The organism is Aureimonas sp. AU22 (assembly GCF_001463745.1).
In the GTDB taxonomy this organism is placed as follows: domain Bacteria; phylum Pseudomonadota; class Alphaproteobacteria; order Rhizobiales; family Rhizobiaceae; genus Aureimonas.
In genome coordinates, this window is sequence record NZ_BBWJ01000054.1 from 1 (window position 1) to 16237 (window position 16237).

Below are 16237 nucleotides of genomic sequence, written 5' to 3' on the forward strand. Positions count from 1 at the left end.
CGGTCGTGGTCGAAGGGGAGATCACGCAAGGGTCGGTGATTCCCGGCACCGTGACGCTCGTGCCCGTGCCGTCCAACCCGGACTACGAGTACTTCTACACCTCGAACAACCAGCCGGTGATCGTTTCCAAGGCCGATCGCAAGGTCATCTACTACGCGCAGTAACAGGGCCTCGGCCTGGTCGATCGAAGGGCCGCCGCGTGTCGCACGCGGCGGCCCTTCTCGTTTCAGCGGTCGCTGTGCCCGAGGCTGCGGCCGGGGTCGAGACGGTCGCGCACCCGCTGTTTCAGCACCTTGGCCTCGGGAAAGCCGCCATCGGCCACCCGCTCCCAGATCGTCTCGTTCTGGTAAGCGATGGCGAACACGCCGCCCGTGCCGGGGATCAGGGCGACCTCGCCGAGATCGGGGCCGAAGGTCTGGAGGAGTTCCTGCGCCAGCCAGGCCGAACGCAGGAGCCACTGGCACTGGGTGCAGTATCGGATGGTGATGCGGGGGCCTGAAACGGGTTCCATGAGCGTCCTTCCGGGAAGGGATCTTCCTTAGGGATAGAGCACGTTCGGCGCATTGTCCGGTCGCAAAGGCCCCCTTCGGCTTTCGCAGGCATTGCTCTAGTGAAAGTTCCGCCCCTTCGGCAAGACCTCGCGCATCTCCCGCAGGCTTTCCTCGCTCACCGCGCGCGTCGGGGGCAGGACGACGCGGACCGGGCGGCGCACCTCGTCGGCCGAGGCCAGCACCGCGCCGAGCGCGGCGGCCGTCTCGGCCACGTCGCTCGGCATGGCGGCGGGATGGCGTGGCTCCGGATGCCGGCGCAGCGGGCTCTTCACGTGGTCCGTCGGCTGCAGGATGCGGGCGCCCTCCAGACCCCGGACGGCAAGCCGCGACAGGAGCGGCGTCAGGTCCTCGATCGTCTCGGCCACGAGATGGATCACCCCCCGGTCGGCCTGGACCCGGCCCGATACGCGCACGAGGCGCGCGCCCAGAACCACCGGCCGGAACTGCTCGAACACCTTGGTCCAGACCACGATGTTGGCGACGCCCGTCTCGTCCTCCACCGTCATGAAGATGACGCCCTTGGCCGAGCCCGGCCGCTGGCGCACGAGCACGAGCCCGGCGACGCTGGCGCGCCGGCCGGAGCGCAAGGTTTCCAGCGTCTGCGTCGGCGCGATGCCGCGTGCGCTGAGGTCCTCGCGCAGGAACGACACGGGATGGGCCTTCAAGGACAAGGACAGGAAGCGGTAGTCATTGACCACCGCCTCGCCGAGCGGCATCGAGGGCAGGAAGACCTCGGGTTCCGGCATCACCTCGCCGAGCCCTTCGAAGAGCGGCAGACGCTCCGCCGCCCCCTCGCCCAGAGCCTGCGCCGCCCAGAGCGCGTCGCGCCGGGCCAGCCCGAGGCCCGCAAAGGCGTCGGCATCGGCCAGCCGCTCGATCGCACGGCGGGGCAGGCCGGTCCGCCGCCACAGGTCGCGCACCGAATCGAAGGGACCGGACGTGTCGCGCACCCAGACGAGACGCTGGAGTTCGGTCTCGGACAGGCCCTTCACCTGCCGGAACCCCAGCCGCACGGCATGGCGCGTCCGGATGGCGGCGGCCGCCTCGCGGTGGCGCGGGAAGACGTCGCGCGGCTCGAAGACGGCCTCCTCCAGGGTCGAGTCCCAGCGCGAGGCGTTGACGCAGACGGGGCGCACGGCGACCCCGTGCTCGCGCGCGTCGCGCACGAGCTGCGCCGGCGCATAGAAGCCCATCGGCTGGGCGTTCAGGATCGCCGCGCAGAAGACGTCGGGGTAGTGGCACTTGATGAAGGCCGAGGCATAGACGAGGAGCGCGAAGGAGGCCGCGTGGCTTTCGGGAAAGCCGTATCCGGCAAAGCCCTCGATCTGGCTGAAGCAGCGCTCGGCGAAGTCCTGGGTGTAGCCGTTGGCGACCATCCCGCCGATCATCCGTTCGCCGAAGTCCTTGACCTGCCCCGTGCGCTTGAAGGTGGCCATGGCACGGCGGAGGCTGTCCGCCTCCGCGCCCGAGAAGCCGCCCGCCACCATGGCGATCCGCATGACCTGCTCCTGGAACAGAGGCACGCCGCAGGTGCGCTGAAGGATGTCGCGCAGTTCCTCCTTCGGGTAATCCACCGGCTCCAGCCCCATGCGCCGCCGGAGATAGGGATGCACCATGTCGCCCTGGATCGGGCCGGGGCGCACGATCGCGACCTGGATCACGAGGTCGTAGAACTCGTTGGGCTTCAGCTTCGGCAGCATGGTCATCTGCGCCCGGGACTCGATCTGGAACGTGCCCAGCGTGTCGGCCCGGTGGGTCATCCGCCAGACGGGCGCGTCCCTTGGCTCGACGGGAAGCGTGTCGAGCGTCGCCTCGCGTCCGTCCGCCGTCGCCTCGCCGGGATAAAGCGTGTTCAGCATGTCGAAGGCGCGGCGCAGCGCGCTCAGCATGCCAAGCGCCAGGATGTCGATCTTGAGGATATGCAGCTCGTCGAGGTCGTCCTTGTCCCATTCTACGATGATGCGGCCCTTGGAGCCGGTGTTGTGGACGGGCACCGTCTCGTCGACGCGGCCCCGTGTCAGAACGAAGCCGCCGACATGCTGGGACAGGTGCCGCGGGAACTCGTTGAGGGCGCGGGCATATTCGAGGACGTTCCGCGTCGTCGGGTCGGCGGCCGACAGGCCCGCCGCATCCGTCTCGCGCGTGCCGACGTCGGTGGGACCATAGCCCCAGACCGAACCCGACAGCGCCGAGACCGCGTCCTCCGACAGGCCGAAGGCCTTGCCGACCTCCCGCAGCGAGGAGCGCGCGCGATAGGAGATGACGGTGGCGGCGATCGCGGCGGAGTCGCGCCCATAGGCGTCGTAGATCCAGTTGATCACCTCGTCGCGCCGCTCGTGCTCGAAGTCGACGTCGATGTCGGGGGGCTCGTCGCGGTTCTCCGACAGGAAGCGGTCGAACAGGAGCCCGGCCTTTTCCGGGTCCACCTCCGTGATGCCGATGCAGTAGCAGACGGTGGAGTTGGCGGCCGAGCCGCGCCCCTGGCAGAGGATGCCCATGCCCCGCGCCGCCTGCACGATGCGGTGGACGGTGAGGAAGTAGGGCTCGTACTTCTTCTTGGCGATCAGCTCGAGTTCCCGCTCGATCTGCGGATGGATGCGCTCGGGCACGCCGCCGGGATAGCGCCAAGCTGCGCCCTCGTAGGCGAGCCGGCGGAGCTCTTCCAGCGGCGTGACGCCGAGCCGCAGCGCCTCGTCGGGATAGTCGTATTTCAGGGTCGCGAGGTCGAAGCGCAGCTCGGCGAAGAAGCGGCGTGCTTCCCCGATCGCGGGCTCGTAGCCCCGGAACAGGCGCAGCATCTCGCCCTCGTGCTTGAGGCGGCGCTCGGCATGGGCCGACAGGATCGCACGGCCTCCCTGCGCGATCGGCACGTGCTCGCGGATGGCGGCCACCACATCGGCGAGCGGGCGCCGGTCGCCGGCGTGGAACAGCGCGTCGTTGGTGGCAAGCATCGGCGTGCGCAGATCTTGCGCGATCGCCGCCGCGCGACCTAGACGCCGCGCGTCGCCGCCGTCGTGCCGGGGGGCGACGGCGAGGCGCACCGCGCCGGGAAAGGCTTCCGCGAGCGGCCCGAGCGCGCCCCGGAGCCGTGCGGCCGCCCCCTCGCCCCCCGGACCGTCGCGGCCGAGCGCATCGGGCGCGAGGACCGCAAGGCTGATGCCCTCGCCCCACTCCAGGAGATCGGACAGATGGAGAACGCAGTCGCCCTTCCTCGCGCGCAGGTTTCCCACCGTCAGGAGCCGGCAGAGCCGACCCCACCCGGCCCGGTCCCGCGGATAGGCAAGAATCTCGGGCGTCCCGTCGCAGAGGACGAGGCGCGCTCCGGGGCGAAACGGGAACTTGCGCAGCCGCGCCTGCCCGTGGGCGCGCACGACGCCCGCCACGGTGTTGCGGTCGGCGATCCCGATGCCGCCGAGTTTCAGCACCTCGGCCGCGATCACCATCTCGCCGGGCTTGGAGGCCCCGCGCAGGAAGGAGAAGTTGGAGGCCGCCCCGATCTCGCAGAAGCCGGGACCGGGGGGCAGTGGTTCAACGACCTCCTCGCTCACGCGAAGAGCCCGTGCAGGAACCAGCCGGAGGGGGCGCTCGCCCCCGCCCCTTGGCGGAACAGCCAGTAGCGCCGCCCAGCCTCGTCCTCGACGCGGAAATAGTCGCGTTCCGCGCCCGCATCGCCGAGCCACCATTCGGGGGCGATGCGCTCCGGCCCCTCGATCCGCCCGACGCGGTAGAAGGCGCGGCGCCAGCGGAACTGCCGGATCGGCCCGTCCGGCACCTCGGCCGTCGCCTCCACCACTTCCGGTCGGGCGAAGAGGCGCAAGGGGCGCGGGCCAAGATCGGCCGTCATGCCCATCGAGGCCGCGCCGAAGGGCGCGCCGAGGCGCTGGGCGGCCTCCGGCCGGTGCCGGTCCTCGCCGGCGAGGGCAAAGACGGCGGCTTGCCCAAGCCGCGTCCCCAATCGGTCGATCAGGGCGCCGAGTTCCTCGGCCGGGCGCACGTGTGCCTCGGCCATCTCCTCCTGCCGGCCGGCCAGTTCCTGCGCGGCCAGCACCGACAGGCGCAGGAGATCGAAGCCGAAGCCGGCGTCGATCTCGTCGCCGGATGCCTTCAACCGCTCGGCCAGGAGACGGACGATGCGGGAGGGGTCGCGCGACGGATGGCCCGAACGCACGACGAGGCGCTCCACATGGCCGTCGACACGAAACAGCGCGAGCTCCGCCTCGCGCATGCCTTCGCCCCGCTCCGCCAGGGTCTCGCACAGGCGCGCGGCCAGATGCGCGGCAAGGCGCAGGATGTCCTCCGGCAGGCTGACCGGTTCGAACAGGCGGCGCTCGCGGATCAGAAGCGCCACCGGGCGGCGCGGCTCGATCGGGCGGCGGGCAGTGCCCGTCGCCTCGTCCAGGCGGCGCACGATCTCCGGCCCGAAGCGGCGATGAAAGGCGGCGCGCGGCAGAGCGAGAAGGTCTCCGACCCGTCGCAGGCCGAGGCGATGGAGCCGCGCGGCCTCCTCCGCCGGCAGACGCAGGCTCGCCCCGACGGGCAGACCCTCCACCGCGGCCCGTTCCCCGCCCGCCGCGACGAGGCGGGGGGCGCCGGGCAGCCCGACGCAGGCCCGCGCCGTGCCGGGATGGGCCGCGACCGTGGCTTCGGCCGCGAACCCTTGCGCGCGGAGGCGAGCCAGGAGGTCGTCCCGCAGCGCCCCGGCTCCGCCGAAGAGATGCGAGGCGCCCGTGAGGTCGAGCACCAGCCCGTCCGCACCGTCGAGCGCGACGAGCGGCGTGTAGCGGTCGCACCAGTCGGCCACATCGCGGAGAAGCCGGCAGTCGGCCTCCCCGTCGGCGGGTCGGTAGTCCACGTGGGGAAAGCGGGCACGCGCTTCGGCAAGGCCGAGGCCGGGGACAAGGCCGAGCGCCTCCGCCCGCTCGCACAGGGCCGCGATGCGATCGGCCCGGTCCTCGTGCGTGAAAAGGGCGAGCGGGGGCACGTCGGGCTCGGGCGAAACATCCGCCGCGCCCGCAAGAGCCTCGAACCCGGCCGACGGCGCCCCTCCCCGACCCGCGTTCGGCGGGCTGCATCCGTGGCCCGCGTTCGGCGGGCTTTGTCCGTTGCCCGCGTTCGGCGGGCGGTGTCCGTTGCCGGCGCCGAGCGGCACCGGCAGGAGGTCAGAGCGTGCCGGCGCGCCGGCGCGGGGCGTCTTCGCCCTCCAGCCCGGGGCGAAGGGGCCGCAACGCCAGGAGCGACCCAGTTCCTCGCGCCGGATCCGGTCGCTCGCCAGCCGGGGCAGCCGCAGGGCCAGGAACTCGCCCGGCCGGGACGAATCGCAGGTCGTGGTCGAGGAATCGGCGGTCATGGGGATCCCATTCCAGTTGGAGGGTTCGAGGCGAAAGGCCGCGGGCCTTTTCGAGGCCGAGCGAGAAGCGGGGACGGCCGATCAGCGGCAGCGCCTCCAGCCCCGGGACCGGGGCCGCGCGCACCGGCTCGACGAGAAGGCGCACGGGCGCGGCCGACGCCTCCGCCTCGCCGCCCTGGCGCAGGAGCACGACGGCCCCCCTCGCGTCCCGGGCGCGCGTGTGGAGACGGCGCGTGCCCTCCAGCCCAAGAAGCGCCGGGTTGCCGCGCAGCTCGACGACGGTGAGCGCGCTGGCGCCCGAGCGGGCCGCCTCCTCGCCCGCCCAGGCGGCGTCCACGACGCGCCGGGCGCGCACCACCACCAGCGCCTCCGGGTCGAAACCGAAATGGGCGAGCCCCTCGCGATAGGGCATGCCGCCCTCGGCCAGCGCGTCGGCGGCGGCGATCCACAGGAGCGGGCGCTCGCGGCAGGCCCCGAGCCGGAGCCCGAGCGCCAGCGCGAAGCCGACGCCCGCCCCGCCGTCGCGCATGGCATGGGTGCGCAGCTCCAGAAGGCCCGCACGCGGCAACCCACCGCCAAGCGCGGCATCGAACAGCGGCGCGCCGAGGGCGAAGCGATCGCCGTCCTTGGGTTTTTCGTCCTGATCCGCCGACGGCTCGTGGGCAAAGGGCACGCCCTCGATCCGGCCGATCACCTGGCGCAGGGCCGACAGGGTGGCGAGGCGCGAACGCGAGCCCTCGCCGGCAGCGCCGTGTCCCATCGACGGAACAAGCCTGTTATCGTCCGGAAAATCAGGCGTTTCGGCCGGTTCGATAGCCTGTCGTCGTGGATGCGAGCCGTTCCAGGTCATGCCGTTCTCCATCGGCCGATGGGATCATGGCCGCCGTTCTGTTCATCATATGTTCTAGGAGATTTCCGAGTCGCCCCTGCGAGTCAAGGAGAAGGCCGACAAGATTATTTTCCTGTTGATAGGGAACGAATTCCGGTGGACGACGCGGCGTGGCCTCTGGCCGATGGTGCGACCCTGGCCGTCACGATCGTGTCAGGCGTGCCGATCCGCCGTTGCGGTGTGTCCCACCGCCGGGGCAGGAATGGCTCATCTTCCTCCCCCTACGAAACCGATCTCGCCATCATGCCGCTTGCACGCCGAACCTTTCTGGCCAGCGCCCCGCTGTTTCTCGCCGGCTGCGTGTCCGGCCGCCTGTCCGACGTCGCGCCCAAGGCCCCGGCACGCATCGTGCCGCCCTACTATCTCGCGATGTACGCGCCTGTGACGGGCGAGCCCTTCCCCGTGGCCGCGCCCGACCTCACCAAGATCGACCCGCGCTTCTATCGCCAGGAAGTGGCCTACGCGAGCGGCGAGATCACCGGCACCCTGATCGTCGATACGGCGGCCCGCTTCCTCTACCTGCAGATGGAAGGCGGGCGGGCGCTGCGCTACGGGATCGGCGTCGGCAAGGCGGGGCTGGCCTTCGCCGGCGAGGCCAGCGTCCGCTACAAGCGCGCCTGGCCGCGCTGGCGCCCGACCGATGCGATGATGGCGCGCGAGCCCGACCGCTACGGGCATCTCGGCGCCGGCATGGAGCCCGGGCCCACCAACCCGCTCGGCGCCCGGGCGCTCTATCTCTTCCGGAACGGCGAGGACACGCTCTACCGCATCCACGGCACGGCCGAGGACTGGTCCATCGGCCGCTCGGTCTCGTCCGGCTGCATCCGCCTTCTCAACCAGGACGTGATCGACCTCCATCGCCGCGTCCTCGACGGCACGAAGGTCGTGGTGCTCCAGAGCGGCATGGCCTAGCGAATTCCCGGTGGACTCAAGTTCACCGGAACTTCTCCAGTTCTTTGATTTTGCCGCATTGTCCGACGGCGAAGCGTATCCGCTTCACCTGGAAATGCTTTAAGCAACGGCGGACAGCCGATACCTGAGGGGGAGAGGATCGCATGGGGCAGAGAGACCTGACGGGCGACTGGGGGCGCAGGCTCTCGCCGAGCCTCGAGGAGATCGAGGCGCTGGCGATCGAGGCCTATGCGGCGCTGCCGACGGAATTTCGCGCCCTGTCGGGCGAAATCCGCTTCCATGTCGCCGACTTTCCCGAAGACGAGGTGGTCGAGGAGATGGGCCTCGAAAGCCCGTTCGACATTCTCGGCCTCTTCGAGGGCCGGGCGGTTGGCGCGCTCGGCACGCCGCAGACCGGCGAGATGCCCAATCGCATCCTCCTGTACCGCCGCCCGATCCTCGACTATTGGGCGGAACACGAGGAAAGCCTCGGCACCCTGGTCGCCCATGTCCTGATCCACGAGATCGGCCACCATTTCGGCCTCTCGGACGACGACATGGAAGCCCTGGAGGCGGCGACCGACTGAGAAGGAAAACCGTGATGCAGGTCTCGACGCTCGCCATCCACCCGGTGAAGGGCGGGCGCGCCCGTCATCCCGACGCCGCCGTCCTCGAGCCGATGGGCTTCGCCGACGACCGGCGCTGGATGCTGGTGGACGAGACCGGCCGCTTCCTGTCGCAGCGCGAATATCCGCCGCTCGCCCTCCTCGATGCCGAGCCCGACGAGGACGGGCTGCACCTGTCCTTCCCCGGCATCGGCGGCAGCGACGGCGGCGAACGCTTCGTGGCCCTGCCGGACGGCGACGAGCGCCTCTCGGTCACGGTCTGGAGCGACACGGTGGATGCCGCGTCCGCCGGCGAGGACACCGACGCCGCCCTGTCGCGCTGGCTCGGGCGTGCTGTGCGTCTCGTGCATTTCGACGACCGCGCGCGCCGCAGCGTCTCGCGCGACTGGACGAGCGAAGACGCACCGGTCGGCTTCGCCGACGGCTTCCCGCTCCTCGTCGCCACCACCGCCTCGCTTCGCGATCTCAACCGGCGGATCGTCTCCGCCGGCGGCGAGGCCGTGCCGATGAGCCGCTTCCGGCCCAACATCGTGGTGGACGGCGCGGCGCCCTTAGCCGAGGACGAATGGGCCACGATTGCGGTCGGCGACGTGGTGCTCGACCTCGTCAAGCCCTGCGCGCGCTGCGCGGTGACGACGGTGGACCAGGACGAGGGACGGCGCGCGGGCAAGGAGCCGCTCGCGACCCTCGCGCGCTTCCGTCGCTCCGGCGAGCCCCGCGCGCCCGGCGCGCTGTTCGGCTGGAACGCGGTGCCGCGCGAAGGGGGTCGCATCCGGGTCGGCGATCCCGTGCGCGTGATCGAGGCCCGCGAGGGCGGCTGGCCGCTCGCGCTCTGAGGCATTGCGGGCGGGCGGACCGGAACGCCTCCCGGCCCGCTCCGCTATCGGCGGCCTCGTCTCAGGCCTTGGTGAGGCGCAGGATGGTGGAGCCGCCGCCGCCGCGCGTCTCCGTCACGGCATAGACCGCCCCGTCCGGACCGACCTTCACGTCGCGGATGCGTGCGTCCAGCGGCACGCGCTCCTCCGTGGCGACGCGTCCCTCGTCATTCATCCGCAGCACCACAAGGCCTTGCGTTACCAAGCCGCCGGCGAGGATCGCGTCCCTCCACTCGGGGAACTCGTCGCCCGTGTAGATCGCCATGCCGGACGGGCCGATGACCGGGTCCCAGTAGTAGACCGGCTGCTCCATGCCGTCCCGGGCCGTGATACCCTCGCCGATCTTCGCGCCGCCATAGGACACGCCGTAGGTGATCACCGGCCAGCCGTAGTTCTTGCCGGCCTCCGGACGGTTCAGCTCGTCGCCGCCGCGCGCGCCGTGCTCGATCGTCCAGACGCGCCCGTCCGGTCCCAGCACCGCAGATTGGATGTTGCGGTGACCGTAGCTCCAGATCGCGTCCAGCGCGCCTTCCTGGCCGACGAACGGATTGTCGGCGGGGATCGAGCCGTCCGGATTGATGCGGAACACCTTGCCGAGGCCGGAATCGAGATCCTGCGCCTGGTCGCGGATCGGCTCGTCCGAGCGCTCGCCGACGCCGAGGAACAGCTTGCCCTCGCCGTCGAAGACGATGCGCGAGCCGAAATGCTTGTCGCCGTCGTAGCTGGGGGTCTGCCCGAAGATGACCTTCATGTCGTCGAGCGAGGCCGAGCCGTCGGCCATGGTGAGCTTGGCGCTGGCCAGCGCCGTGCCGTTGCCCTCCGCCCCCCGCGGCTCGGAGAAGGTGAAGTAGATCATGCCGTCCGAGGCGAAGTTCGGCCCGAGCGCGACGTCGAGAAGGCCGCCCTGGCCCTCTGATGCGACCTCCGGCACGCCTGAGACCTCGATCGGCTCGCCGTCCCCGCCCATCGCCGGCAGCACCATCATCTTGCCCTCCTTGGCGGTGACGAGCATGCGCCCGTCGGGCAGGAACTCCAGCGCCCAGAGGTTGGGCAGCCCCTCGGCCACCGTTTCCGTGGTCACCTCCGGCATCTCGGCCGGCTGGGGCGCACGGGTCTGCCCGGCGAAGGCCGGCTGCTGGTCGGGGGCGTTGGCGGCTTCCGTCTCGACCGGCTCGCCGGTCGGCGCGCCTTGCGTGGAGGAGGCGGTGCCGGTCGCCGGCGCGTTGCCGTCGACATGGGGCAGGCGCTCGCCTTGGGAGTTGGTGTCCTGCGCGAGGGCGCCGCCGGCGAGCAGCGTGCCGGCCAGAAGGGCGGCGAGGCCGCCGGATCGTCTCATCGTTCGCATCGTCGCTTCCTCGCGGAATGAAGGATCGAAGACCGCTTCGGTCTTCCCGTCGAATGCGAACTAATCGGGCGCGAGGCGTGGGCAACGCCGCTCCCGTTTTGTTGAGAGGCGCGTCAAGTCCCCGAGCGACGCAGCGCCAGCCCACGCCGCGCCATCGCCACCGTGGCCGCGATCGCCGTGAGGTTGAGCGCCATGCCGATCGCGACCGACAGCGCGCCGAGGGTCGGGGACCGGATGTCCGGCAGATTGTGCATCCCTGCTGCGTGCGGATCGAGGCTGCGGTTCTCGGCCCACATCGCATATTGCATGTGCGGGCTCTCCAGCGCGGTGTGGGCCAGGATGGTAAAGCCCGTGCCGGCGAGAAGCAGGGCCCAGCGCAGCGGGAAGAGCCGCCGCGCCCCGAACAGGGCGAAGAGCATCATCGGGTAGGCAAGGAGGCTGTAGGTGAAGGGCGTCACGTCCGGCCGAAAAGGCCAGCCGGAGTGATCGACGCGCAGCACGTGGTCCGTGTGGTGCAGGACGGCCAGCGCCAGCGCCAGCGAGAGGAGCAGCGCAGTGGTCCGGTCGAGGCCCGCCCGTTCCGCCCTCCCCGCCAGGCTCACCTCACGCCTGCGGCCACTTGTGGTGGAAGGTCCCCTCGCGGTCGAGCCGGTGGAAGGTGTGGGCGCCGAAGAGGTCGCGCTGGCCTTGCGTCAGGTTGGTGGTGCCGCGCGCCCGGCGGTAGTCGTCGAAATAGGCGAGCGCGGCCGAGAGCGCCGGCACCGGGATGCCGGCGAGCGCGGCCTTGGCCACCACGCGGCGAAGGCTTTCCTGGCCCGCCTCGATGCGCTTCGTGAAGCTCGGCGCCTGCAGGAGGTTGATCACGTCCCCCGCCTCGTAGGCGCGCGTGATGTCGTCGAGGAAGCGCGAGCGGATGATGCAGCCGGCGCGCCAGATGCGGGCGATCTGCCCGAGCGGCAGGTTCCACCCGAACTCGCGGCTCGCCTCCGCCAGGGTCGCGTAGCCCTGCGCATAGGCGATGATCTTGGCCGTCACCAACGCCCCCTCGAGCTCGGCGAGACCGCCGGCGTCGGCATGGAACTCGGCGCGCGCCGTCTTCACGTCGGCGAAGATCCGTGCCGCTTCGGCTCGTTCGGAGCGCCGCGAGGACACCCCGCGCGCCGACACCGCGGCCTCGAGCGTCGTAGCGCCGATCCCGAGCTTCTGCGCCTCAATCACCGACCAGCGACCGGTGCCCTTCTGGCCCGCCTCGTCGACGATCTGGTCGACGAGCGCGCCGCCCGTCTCGGGGTCGCGCTCGGCCAGGACGAGGGCGGAAATCTCGATCAGGTAGGACTGGAGGTCGCGCCGGTTCCAGTCCGCGAAGATGTCGGCCATCTCCTGCGGCCGCAGCCCGACCGCATCGCGCAGGATGCCGTAGACTTCCGCAATCATCTGCATGTCGGCATATTCGATGCCGTTGTGGATTGTCTTGACGAAGTGGCCGGCGCCATCGGTGCCCAGCCAGTCGACGCACGGTGTGCCGTCGAACTTGGCGGCGATCGGCTCGAGCAGCGGCTTCAGGCGCTCCCACACCTTTTCGTCGCCGCCCACCATGATGGAGGGTCCGTTGCGCGCGCCGACCTCGCCGCCCGACACGCCCATGCCGACGAAATGGATGCCGGTCGGCTTGACCTCGCGCTCGCGGCGCACCGTGTCGTTGAAGTCGGCGTTGCCGGCGTCGATCAGGATATCGCCGGGAGAAAGATGCGGCAGCACGAGCGCCATCTGGTCGTCCACCGGCTTGCCGGCGTTGACCATCAGAACCACGACGCGCGGGCTCTTCAGAGTGGAGACGAAGTGCTCGATCGAATCGGTCGGCACCAGATTCCCGGCAAGATCGGGGTTCTCGTCCCTGACGCCGTAGGCCTTTTCCGTCGTCCGGTTGCCGAGCGCCACGGTGAAGCCGCCGTTGTCGGCGAAGTTGAGCGCGAGGCTCGCGCCCATCGTGCCCATGCCCAGTACGCCGAGATCCGCTTGGCCTTCGCTCATCCGATTCGCTCCCACCTTGGCTCTGGGCCAGAGGTTTAGCGGATGGTGGACCGGCGTTCCATCGAAACGATGGAGCGCCGGCGCCTCGTCTCAACCCTTCAGCCGCTCCGCGTGCCAGGCGATGTGGTCGTCCATGAAGGTGGAGATGAAGTTGTAGGAGTGGTCGTAGCCCTCGCGCATATTCAGCTGCAGCCGGATACCCGCCTTGTCGCAGGCCTCCTGCAGGAGCTGCGGGCGAAGGCCGTCGTCGAGGAAATCGTCGGCCGTTCCCTGGTCCACCAGGAACTCGGGGAAGCGGTGGCCGTCCTCGATCAGGAGCGTCGCGTCGTAGGGGCGCCAGGACTGGCGGTCGCGGCCGAGATACTTCTCGAAGGCGGGACGCGACCAGCCCGCCGTGGACGGCTGGACGATGGGCGCGAAGGCGGAGGCGCTCCGGTAGGTCTCGGGATTGCGCAGGGCCGCGATCAACGCGCCGTGCCCGCCCATGGAATGGCCGAAGATGCCCTGCCGGTTCATGTCGGCGGGGAAGTGCGTGGCGAGATAGCCCGGCAGCTCGTCCGTCACGTAGGAATACATGCGGTAGTTCGCGGCATAGGGGGGCTGCGTGGCATCGAGATAGAAGCCGGCCCCCGAGCCGAACTGCCAGTTGTCCTTTTCGTCCGGCACACCGGCCCCGCGCGGGCTGGTGTCCGGCAGGACGATCATGATCCCGTGCTCGGCTGCGGCGCGGCGGAATTCGCCCTTGTCCAGCGCGTTCTGGTGCGTGCAGGTGAGCCCCGAAAGGTACCAGAGCACAGGCACTCGTCCTTCCTTCGCCTGCGGCGGCGTGAAGACGGCAAACGTCATCGGCGTGTCGGTGGTGCGCGACTGGTGGCGGAAGACCCCTTGGGTGCCGCCGTGGGCCTTCGCTTCCGAGATCACGTCGAGGGGCATAGGCAGTCCTTTCGGGTTTGGCTTCAGGCAGCCGGCGCGCGGCGCATGTCGAGATGGGGGATGCCGTCTTCGAGATAGGCACCCGAGATCGTGACGAACCCATGACCGCGGTAGAAGGTTTCCAGATGCGCCTGCGCCGACAGGTCGATCGCCGCCTCCGGCCAACACTCGGAGCAGAGCCGGAGCGCCTCGCCCATCAACTGGTGGCCGAGGCCGCCGCCCCGAAAGCCGGACGCCGTCGCGATCCGGCCGATGCGGGCGCCTCGGGTCGCATCGGCCGGCATCACGCGCAAGGCCCCCGCGAGCGTGCCGGCCCGGAAGGCGCGCAGATGCAACGCCTCCCCGTCGCGCCCGTCGATCTCGGGAAAGGCGCAAGCCTGCTCCACCACGAAGACGTCCTGGCGGAGCTTCAGGAGGTCATGGACCTCCGCCCCCGACATGTCCTCGATGCGCGACCAGCGCCAGTCGACCGCGAACGCGCTCAATAGACGACGACGCTTCGGATCGACTTGCCCTCGTGCATGAGGTCGAAGGCGGTGTTGATCTGGTCAAGCGGCATCGTGTGGGTGATGAGGTCGTCGATGTTGATCTTGCCGTCCATGTACCAGTCGACGATCTTCGGCACGTCGGTGCGGCCCCGCGCGCCGCCGAAGGCCGTGCCCTTCCAGACGCGGCCGGTGACCAGCTGGAACGGACGCGTCGCGATCTCCTTGCCGGCCTCCGCCACGCCGATGACGATCGATTCGCCCCAGCCGCGATGGCAGCACTCCAGCGCCTGGCGCATGACGTCGGTGTTGCCGGTCGCGTCGAACGAGAAGTCGGCCCCGCCCCCGGTGAGGTCCTGGATCGCCTGGACCACCTTGTCGTTGCCGACCTCGCGCGGATTGACGAAGTCGGTCATGCCGAACTTCCTGGCCATTTCGACTTTGCCGGGATTGATGTCGACGCCGATGATCTTGTCGGCGCCGACCATGCGCGCGCCCTGGATCACGTTGAGGCCGATGCCGCCGAGACCGAACACCACGACGTTGGCGCCCGGCCAGACCTTCGCGGTGTAGATCACGGCGCCGATGCCCGTCGTCACGCCGCAGCCGATGTAGCAGATCTTGTCGAAGGGGGCGTCCTCGCGCACCTTCGCCACCGCAATCTCGGGCAGCACGGTGAAGTTCGAGAAGGTCGAGCAGCCCATGTAGTGGAAGACCGTCGTCTCGTCGCAGCGGAAGCGCGAGGAGCCGTCCGGCATCACGCCCTGCCCTTGGGTCGAGCGGATCGCGGTGCAGAGATTCGTGCGCTGCGACAGGCAGCTCTTACAGTTGCGGCATTCGGGCGTGTAGAGCGGAATGACGTGGTCGCCGGGCTTCACGGAGGTCACGCCCGCGCCGACCTCGCGCACGATGCCGGCGCCCTCGTGGCCAAGGATCGCCGGGAACTTGCCTTCCGAATCCAGACCCGACAGCGTGTAGGCGTCGGTATGGCAGACGCCGGTCGCCATGATCTCGACCAGCACCTCGCCCGGCTGCGGTCCCCGGATGTCCACGGTCTCGATCGTGAGCGGCTTGCCTGCTTCCCAGGCGACGGCGGCGCGTGACTTCATGGGGTCCAAGTCCTCGTGATGGGCCGAATCGGATCGGTCCTGACTATAGGAAGGCGGGCGGATCGCGCCACCCTTCGATCACCGATCGCCCGCCCCGACCGGAGCGAGGCCCGCCAGGATCAGGGCGCCGTCGAGCGGGTCGCCGAGCGGCTCGTCCAGCGTCTCGGCAAGACCTTCGGGCAGGAGGGGCATGAGCGCGGCGGCAAGGCCCCCGGTGAGAGCGACACGCTCGCAACCGGCATCGCGCAAGGTGTCGACGAGGTCGCCGATGGCCTGTGCCGCGCCGCGCAGGATCGCGTCCGCCGTCCGGTCGCCCTGCCCCGCGGCCTCGACCACGAGGGGCGCAAGCGTCGCATAGTCGGTGGCCGAGGCCCCGTCGCACCAGCGGGTCAGCGCATGCGCCTCGCCGCCGACACGCGCCAGCACCGCCTCGGCAAGGACGGACCCGGACAGGCGTCCGTCGGCGGCCCGGAACGCCGCCTCCACGGCGAGGAGACCGATCCGCGCGCCCGAGCCCTCGTCCGAGCCGGGAAAGCCGTAGCCGCCGAAGCGCAGGGAGCGCTCGTCGAGGAGGCCGAAGGCGATCGAGCCGGTGCCCGCCACCACGATGCCCCCGTCCTCGCCGCCATGGGCGCCGAGGCACGCGATCGCGCCATCGCCGGAAATCGTGAGGCTGGCGAAGGGATGGGGCCGGGCGGCGAAGAGATCGGCGACGCCGACCCGCTCGATGCCGGCGATGCCGGCCCCGACCTGCAGCCGCGCGAAGTCCAAGGGGCCGAGGCCCGCTGCGCGCCACGCTTCGCGGGCGGCCACCAGCATGGCGTCGAAGCTTGCCTCCACCCCGAGGCGCGCCTGGCCCGGCCCGGCGTGGCCTTCTCCGAAGACGAGGCCCGACGCATCCACCAGCCGGGCACGGCAGGAGGTGCCACCGGCGTCGAGGCCGAGGAAGAGAGGATCGGTCACGAGGCAGCGTCGGTCGGCAAAGCGGTTCCTCCTCGAATCGCCGGAGATACCTTCATGCCGGATGTTGCGGACTTGGGGTAGCGCCCGAACGTCGGTTTCGACCACCCCCCGGTCCGCCGGAGCGCCTTTCCGCCTGGGGTCCCGTCGCCCGGGCCGAAAGCTGCCGGCGTGGCGGGCGACGATGCCTTGAAC

General features: G+C 70.5%; 15 protein-coding genes. 4 read left to right on the forward strand and 11 right to left on the reverse strand.

The features are described from left to right. Positions 1-5 precede the first annotated feature (5 nt). Positions 6-164: a DUF1236 domain-containing protein gene (locus AUL34_RS23135; protein ID WP_370539070.1), complete on the forward strand. Its 159-nt coding sequence runs from the start codon at positions 6-8 to the stop codon at positions 162-164. Positions 165-226: 62 nt separating this feature from the next. Here AUL34_RS23135 and AUL34_RS20050 read toward each other — a convergent pair whose 3' ends face one another. The 4 genes from AUL34_RS20050 to AUL34_RS23140 all read right to left on the reverse strand — a co-directional run bounded on the left by AUL34_RS20050 (position 227) and on the right by AUL34_RS23140 (position 6658). Next, complete coding sequence (locus AUL34_RS20050) at positions 227-511, reverse strand: SelT/SelW/SelH family protein (RefSeq protein WP_061937968.1); 285 nt, start codon at positions 509-511, stop codon at positions 227-229. Between the two features lie 96 nt (positions 512-607). Beyond that, positions 608-4075, reverse strand: a complete 3468-nt coding sequence (locus AUL34_RS20055; RefSeq protein WP_061937997.1) for an error-prone DNA polymerase — start codon at positions 4073-4075, stop codon at positions 608-610. A 20-nt stretch (positions 4076-4095) separates the two neighbouring features. Then, positions 4096-5700, reverse strand: a complete 1605-nt coding sequence (locus AUL34_RS20060; RefSeq protein WP_370539071.1) for a DNA polymerase Y family protein — start codon at positions 5698-5700, stop codon at positions 4096-4098. 10 nt (positions 5701-5710) lie between these two features. Continuing rightward, entirely contained in the window at positions 5711-6658 is a 948-nt protein-coding gene (locus tag AUL34_RS23140) for a hypothetical protein (protein WP_061937973.1), read from the reverse strand. A 372-nt stretch (positions 6659-7030) separates the two neighbouring features. Here AUL34_RS23140 and AUL34_RS20070 point away from each other — a divergent pair, with 372 nt between their 5' ends. The 3 genes from AUL34_RS20070 to AUL34_RS20080 all read left to right on the forward strand — a co-directional run bounded on the left by AUL34_RS20070 (position 7031) and on the right by AUL34_RS20080 (position 9140). Further along, positions 7031-7699: a L,D-transpeptidase gene (locus tag AUL34_RS20070; protein ID WP_061938000.1), complete on the forward strand. Its 669-nt coding sequence runs from the start codon at positions 7031-7033 to the stop codon at positions 7697-7699. A 143-nt stretch (positions 7700-7842) separates the two neighbouring features. Next, positions 7843-8265 carry a metallopeptidase family protein gene (locus AUL34_RS20075; RefSeq protein ID WP_061937976.1) on the forward strand — a complete coding sequence of 141 codons (423 nt, stop codon included), beginning with the start codon at positions 7843-7845 and terminating at the stop codon, positions 8263-8265. Positions 8266-8279: 14 nt separating this feature from the next. Continuing rightward, positions 8280-9140 carry an MOSC domain-containing protein gene (locus AUL34_RS20080; RefSeq protein WP_061937979.1) on the forward strand — a complete coding sequence of 287 codons (861 nt, stop codon included), beginning with the start codon at positions 8280-8282 and terminating at the stop codon, positions 9138-9140. 61 nt (positions 9141-9201) lie between these two features. On the opposite strand, the gene AUL34_RS20085 is transcribed toward AUL34_RS20080, so the two are convergent. The 7 genes from AUL34_RS20085 to AUL34_RS20115 all read right to left on the reverse strand — a co-directional run bounded on the left by AUL34_RS20085 (position 9202) and on the right by AUL34_RS20115 (position 16045). Beyond that, positions 9202-10524, reverse strand: a complete 1323-nt coding sequence (locus tag AUL34_RS20085) for a PQQ-dependent sugar dehydrogenase (RefSeq protein ID WP_370539069.1) — start codon at positions 10522-10524, stop codon at positions 9202-9204. Positions 10525-10637: 113 nt separating this feature from the next. Further along, a complete protein-coding gene (locus AUL34_RS20090; protein ID WP_061937982.1) occupies positions 10638-11126 on the reverse strand; it encodes a hypothetical protein in 489 nt (162 codons plus the stop codon). Between the two features lies 1 nt (position 11127). After that, positions 11128-12555, reverse strand: a complete 1428-nt coding sequence (gene gndA / locus AUL34_RS20095) for an NADP-dependent phosphogluconate dehydrogenase (protein ID WP_061937985.1) — start codon at positions 12553-12555, stop codon at positions 11128-11130. A 90-nt stretch (positions 12556-12645) separates the two neighbouring features. Continuing rightward, on the reverse strand, positions 12646-13488 hold the full coding sequence (gene fghA / locus AUL34_RS20100; protein ID WP_061937988.1) for an S-formylglutathione hydrolase: 843 nt from the start codon (positions 13486-13488) through the stop codon (positions 12646-12648). Between the two features lie 23 nt (positions 13489-13511). Next, entirely contained in the window at positions 13512-13973 is a 462-nt protein-coding gene (locus tag AUL34_RS20105) for a GNAT family N-acetyltransferase (protein WP_244492658.1), read from the reverse strand. Next, positions 13970-15082 carry an S-(hydroxymethyl)glutathione dehydrogenase/class III alcohol dehydrogenase gene (locus AUL34_RS20110; RefSeq protein WP_061937991.1) on the reverse strand — a complete coding sequence of 371 codons (1113 nt, stop codon included), beginning with the start codon at positions 15080-15082 and terminating at the stop codon, positions 13970-13972. The genes AUL34_RS20105 and AUL34_RS20110 overlap by 4 nt, the downstream gene beginning before the upstream one ends. Positions 15083-15160: 78 nt before the next feature. Further along, positions 15161-16045, reverse strand: a complete 885-nt coding sequence (locus AUL34_RS20115; protein ID WP_192845798.1) for a BadF/BadG/BcrA/BcrD ATPase family protein — start codon at positions 16043-16045, stop codon at positions 15161-15163. Between the last annotated feature and the right edge of the window lie 192 nt (positions 16046-16237).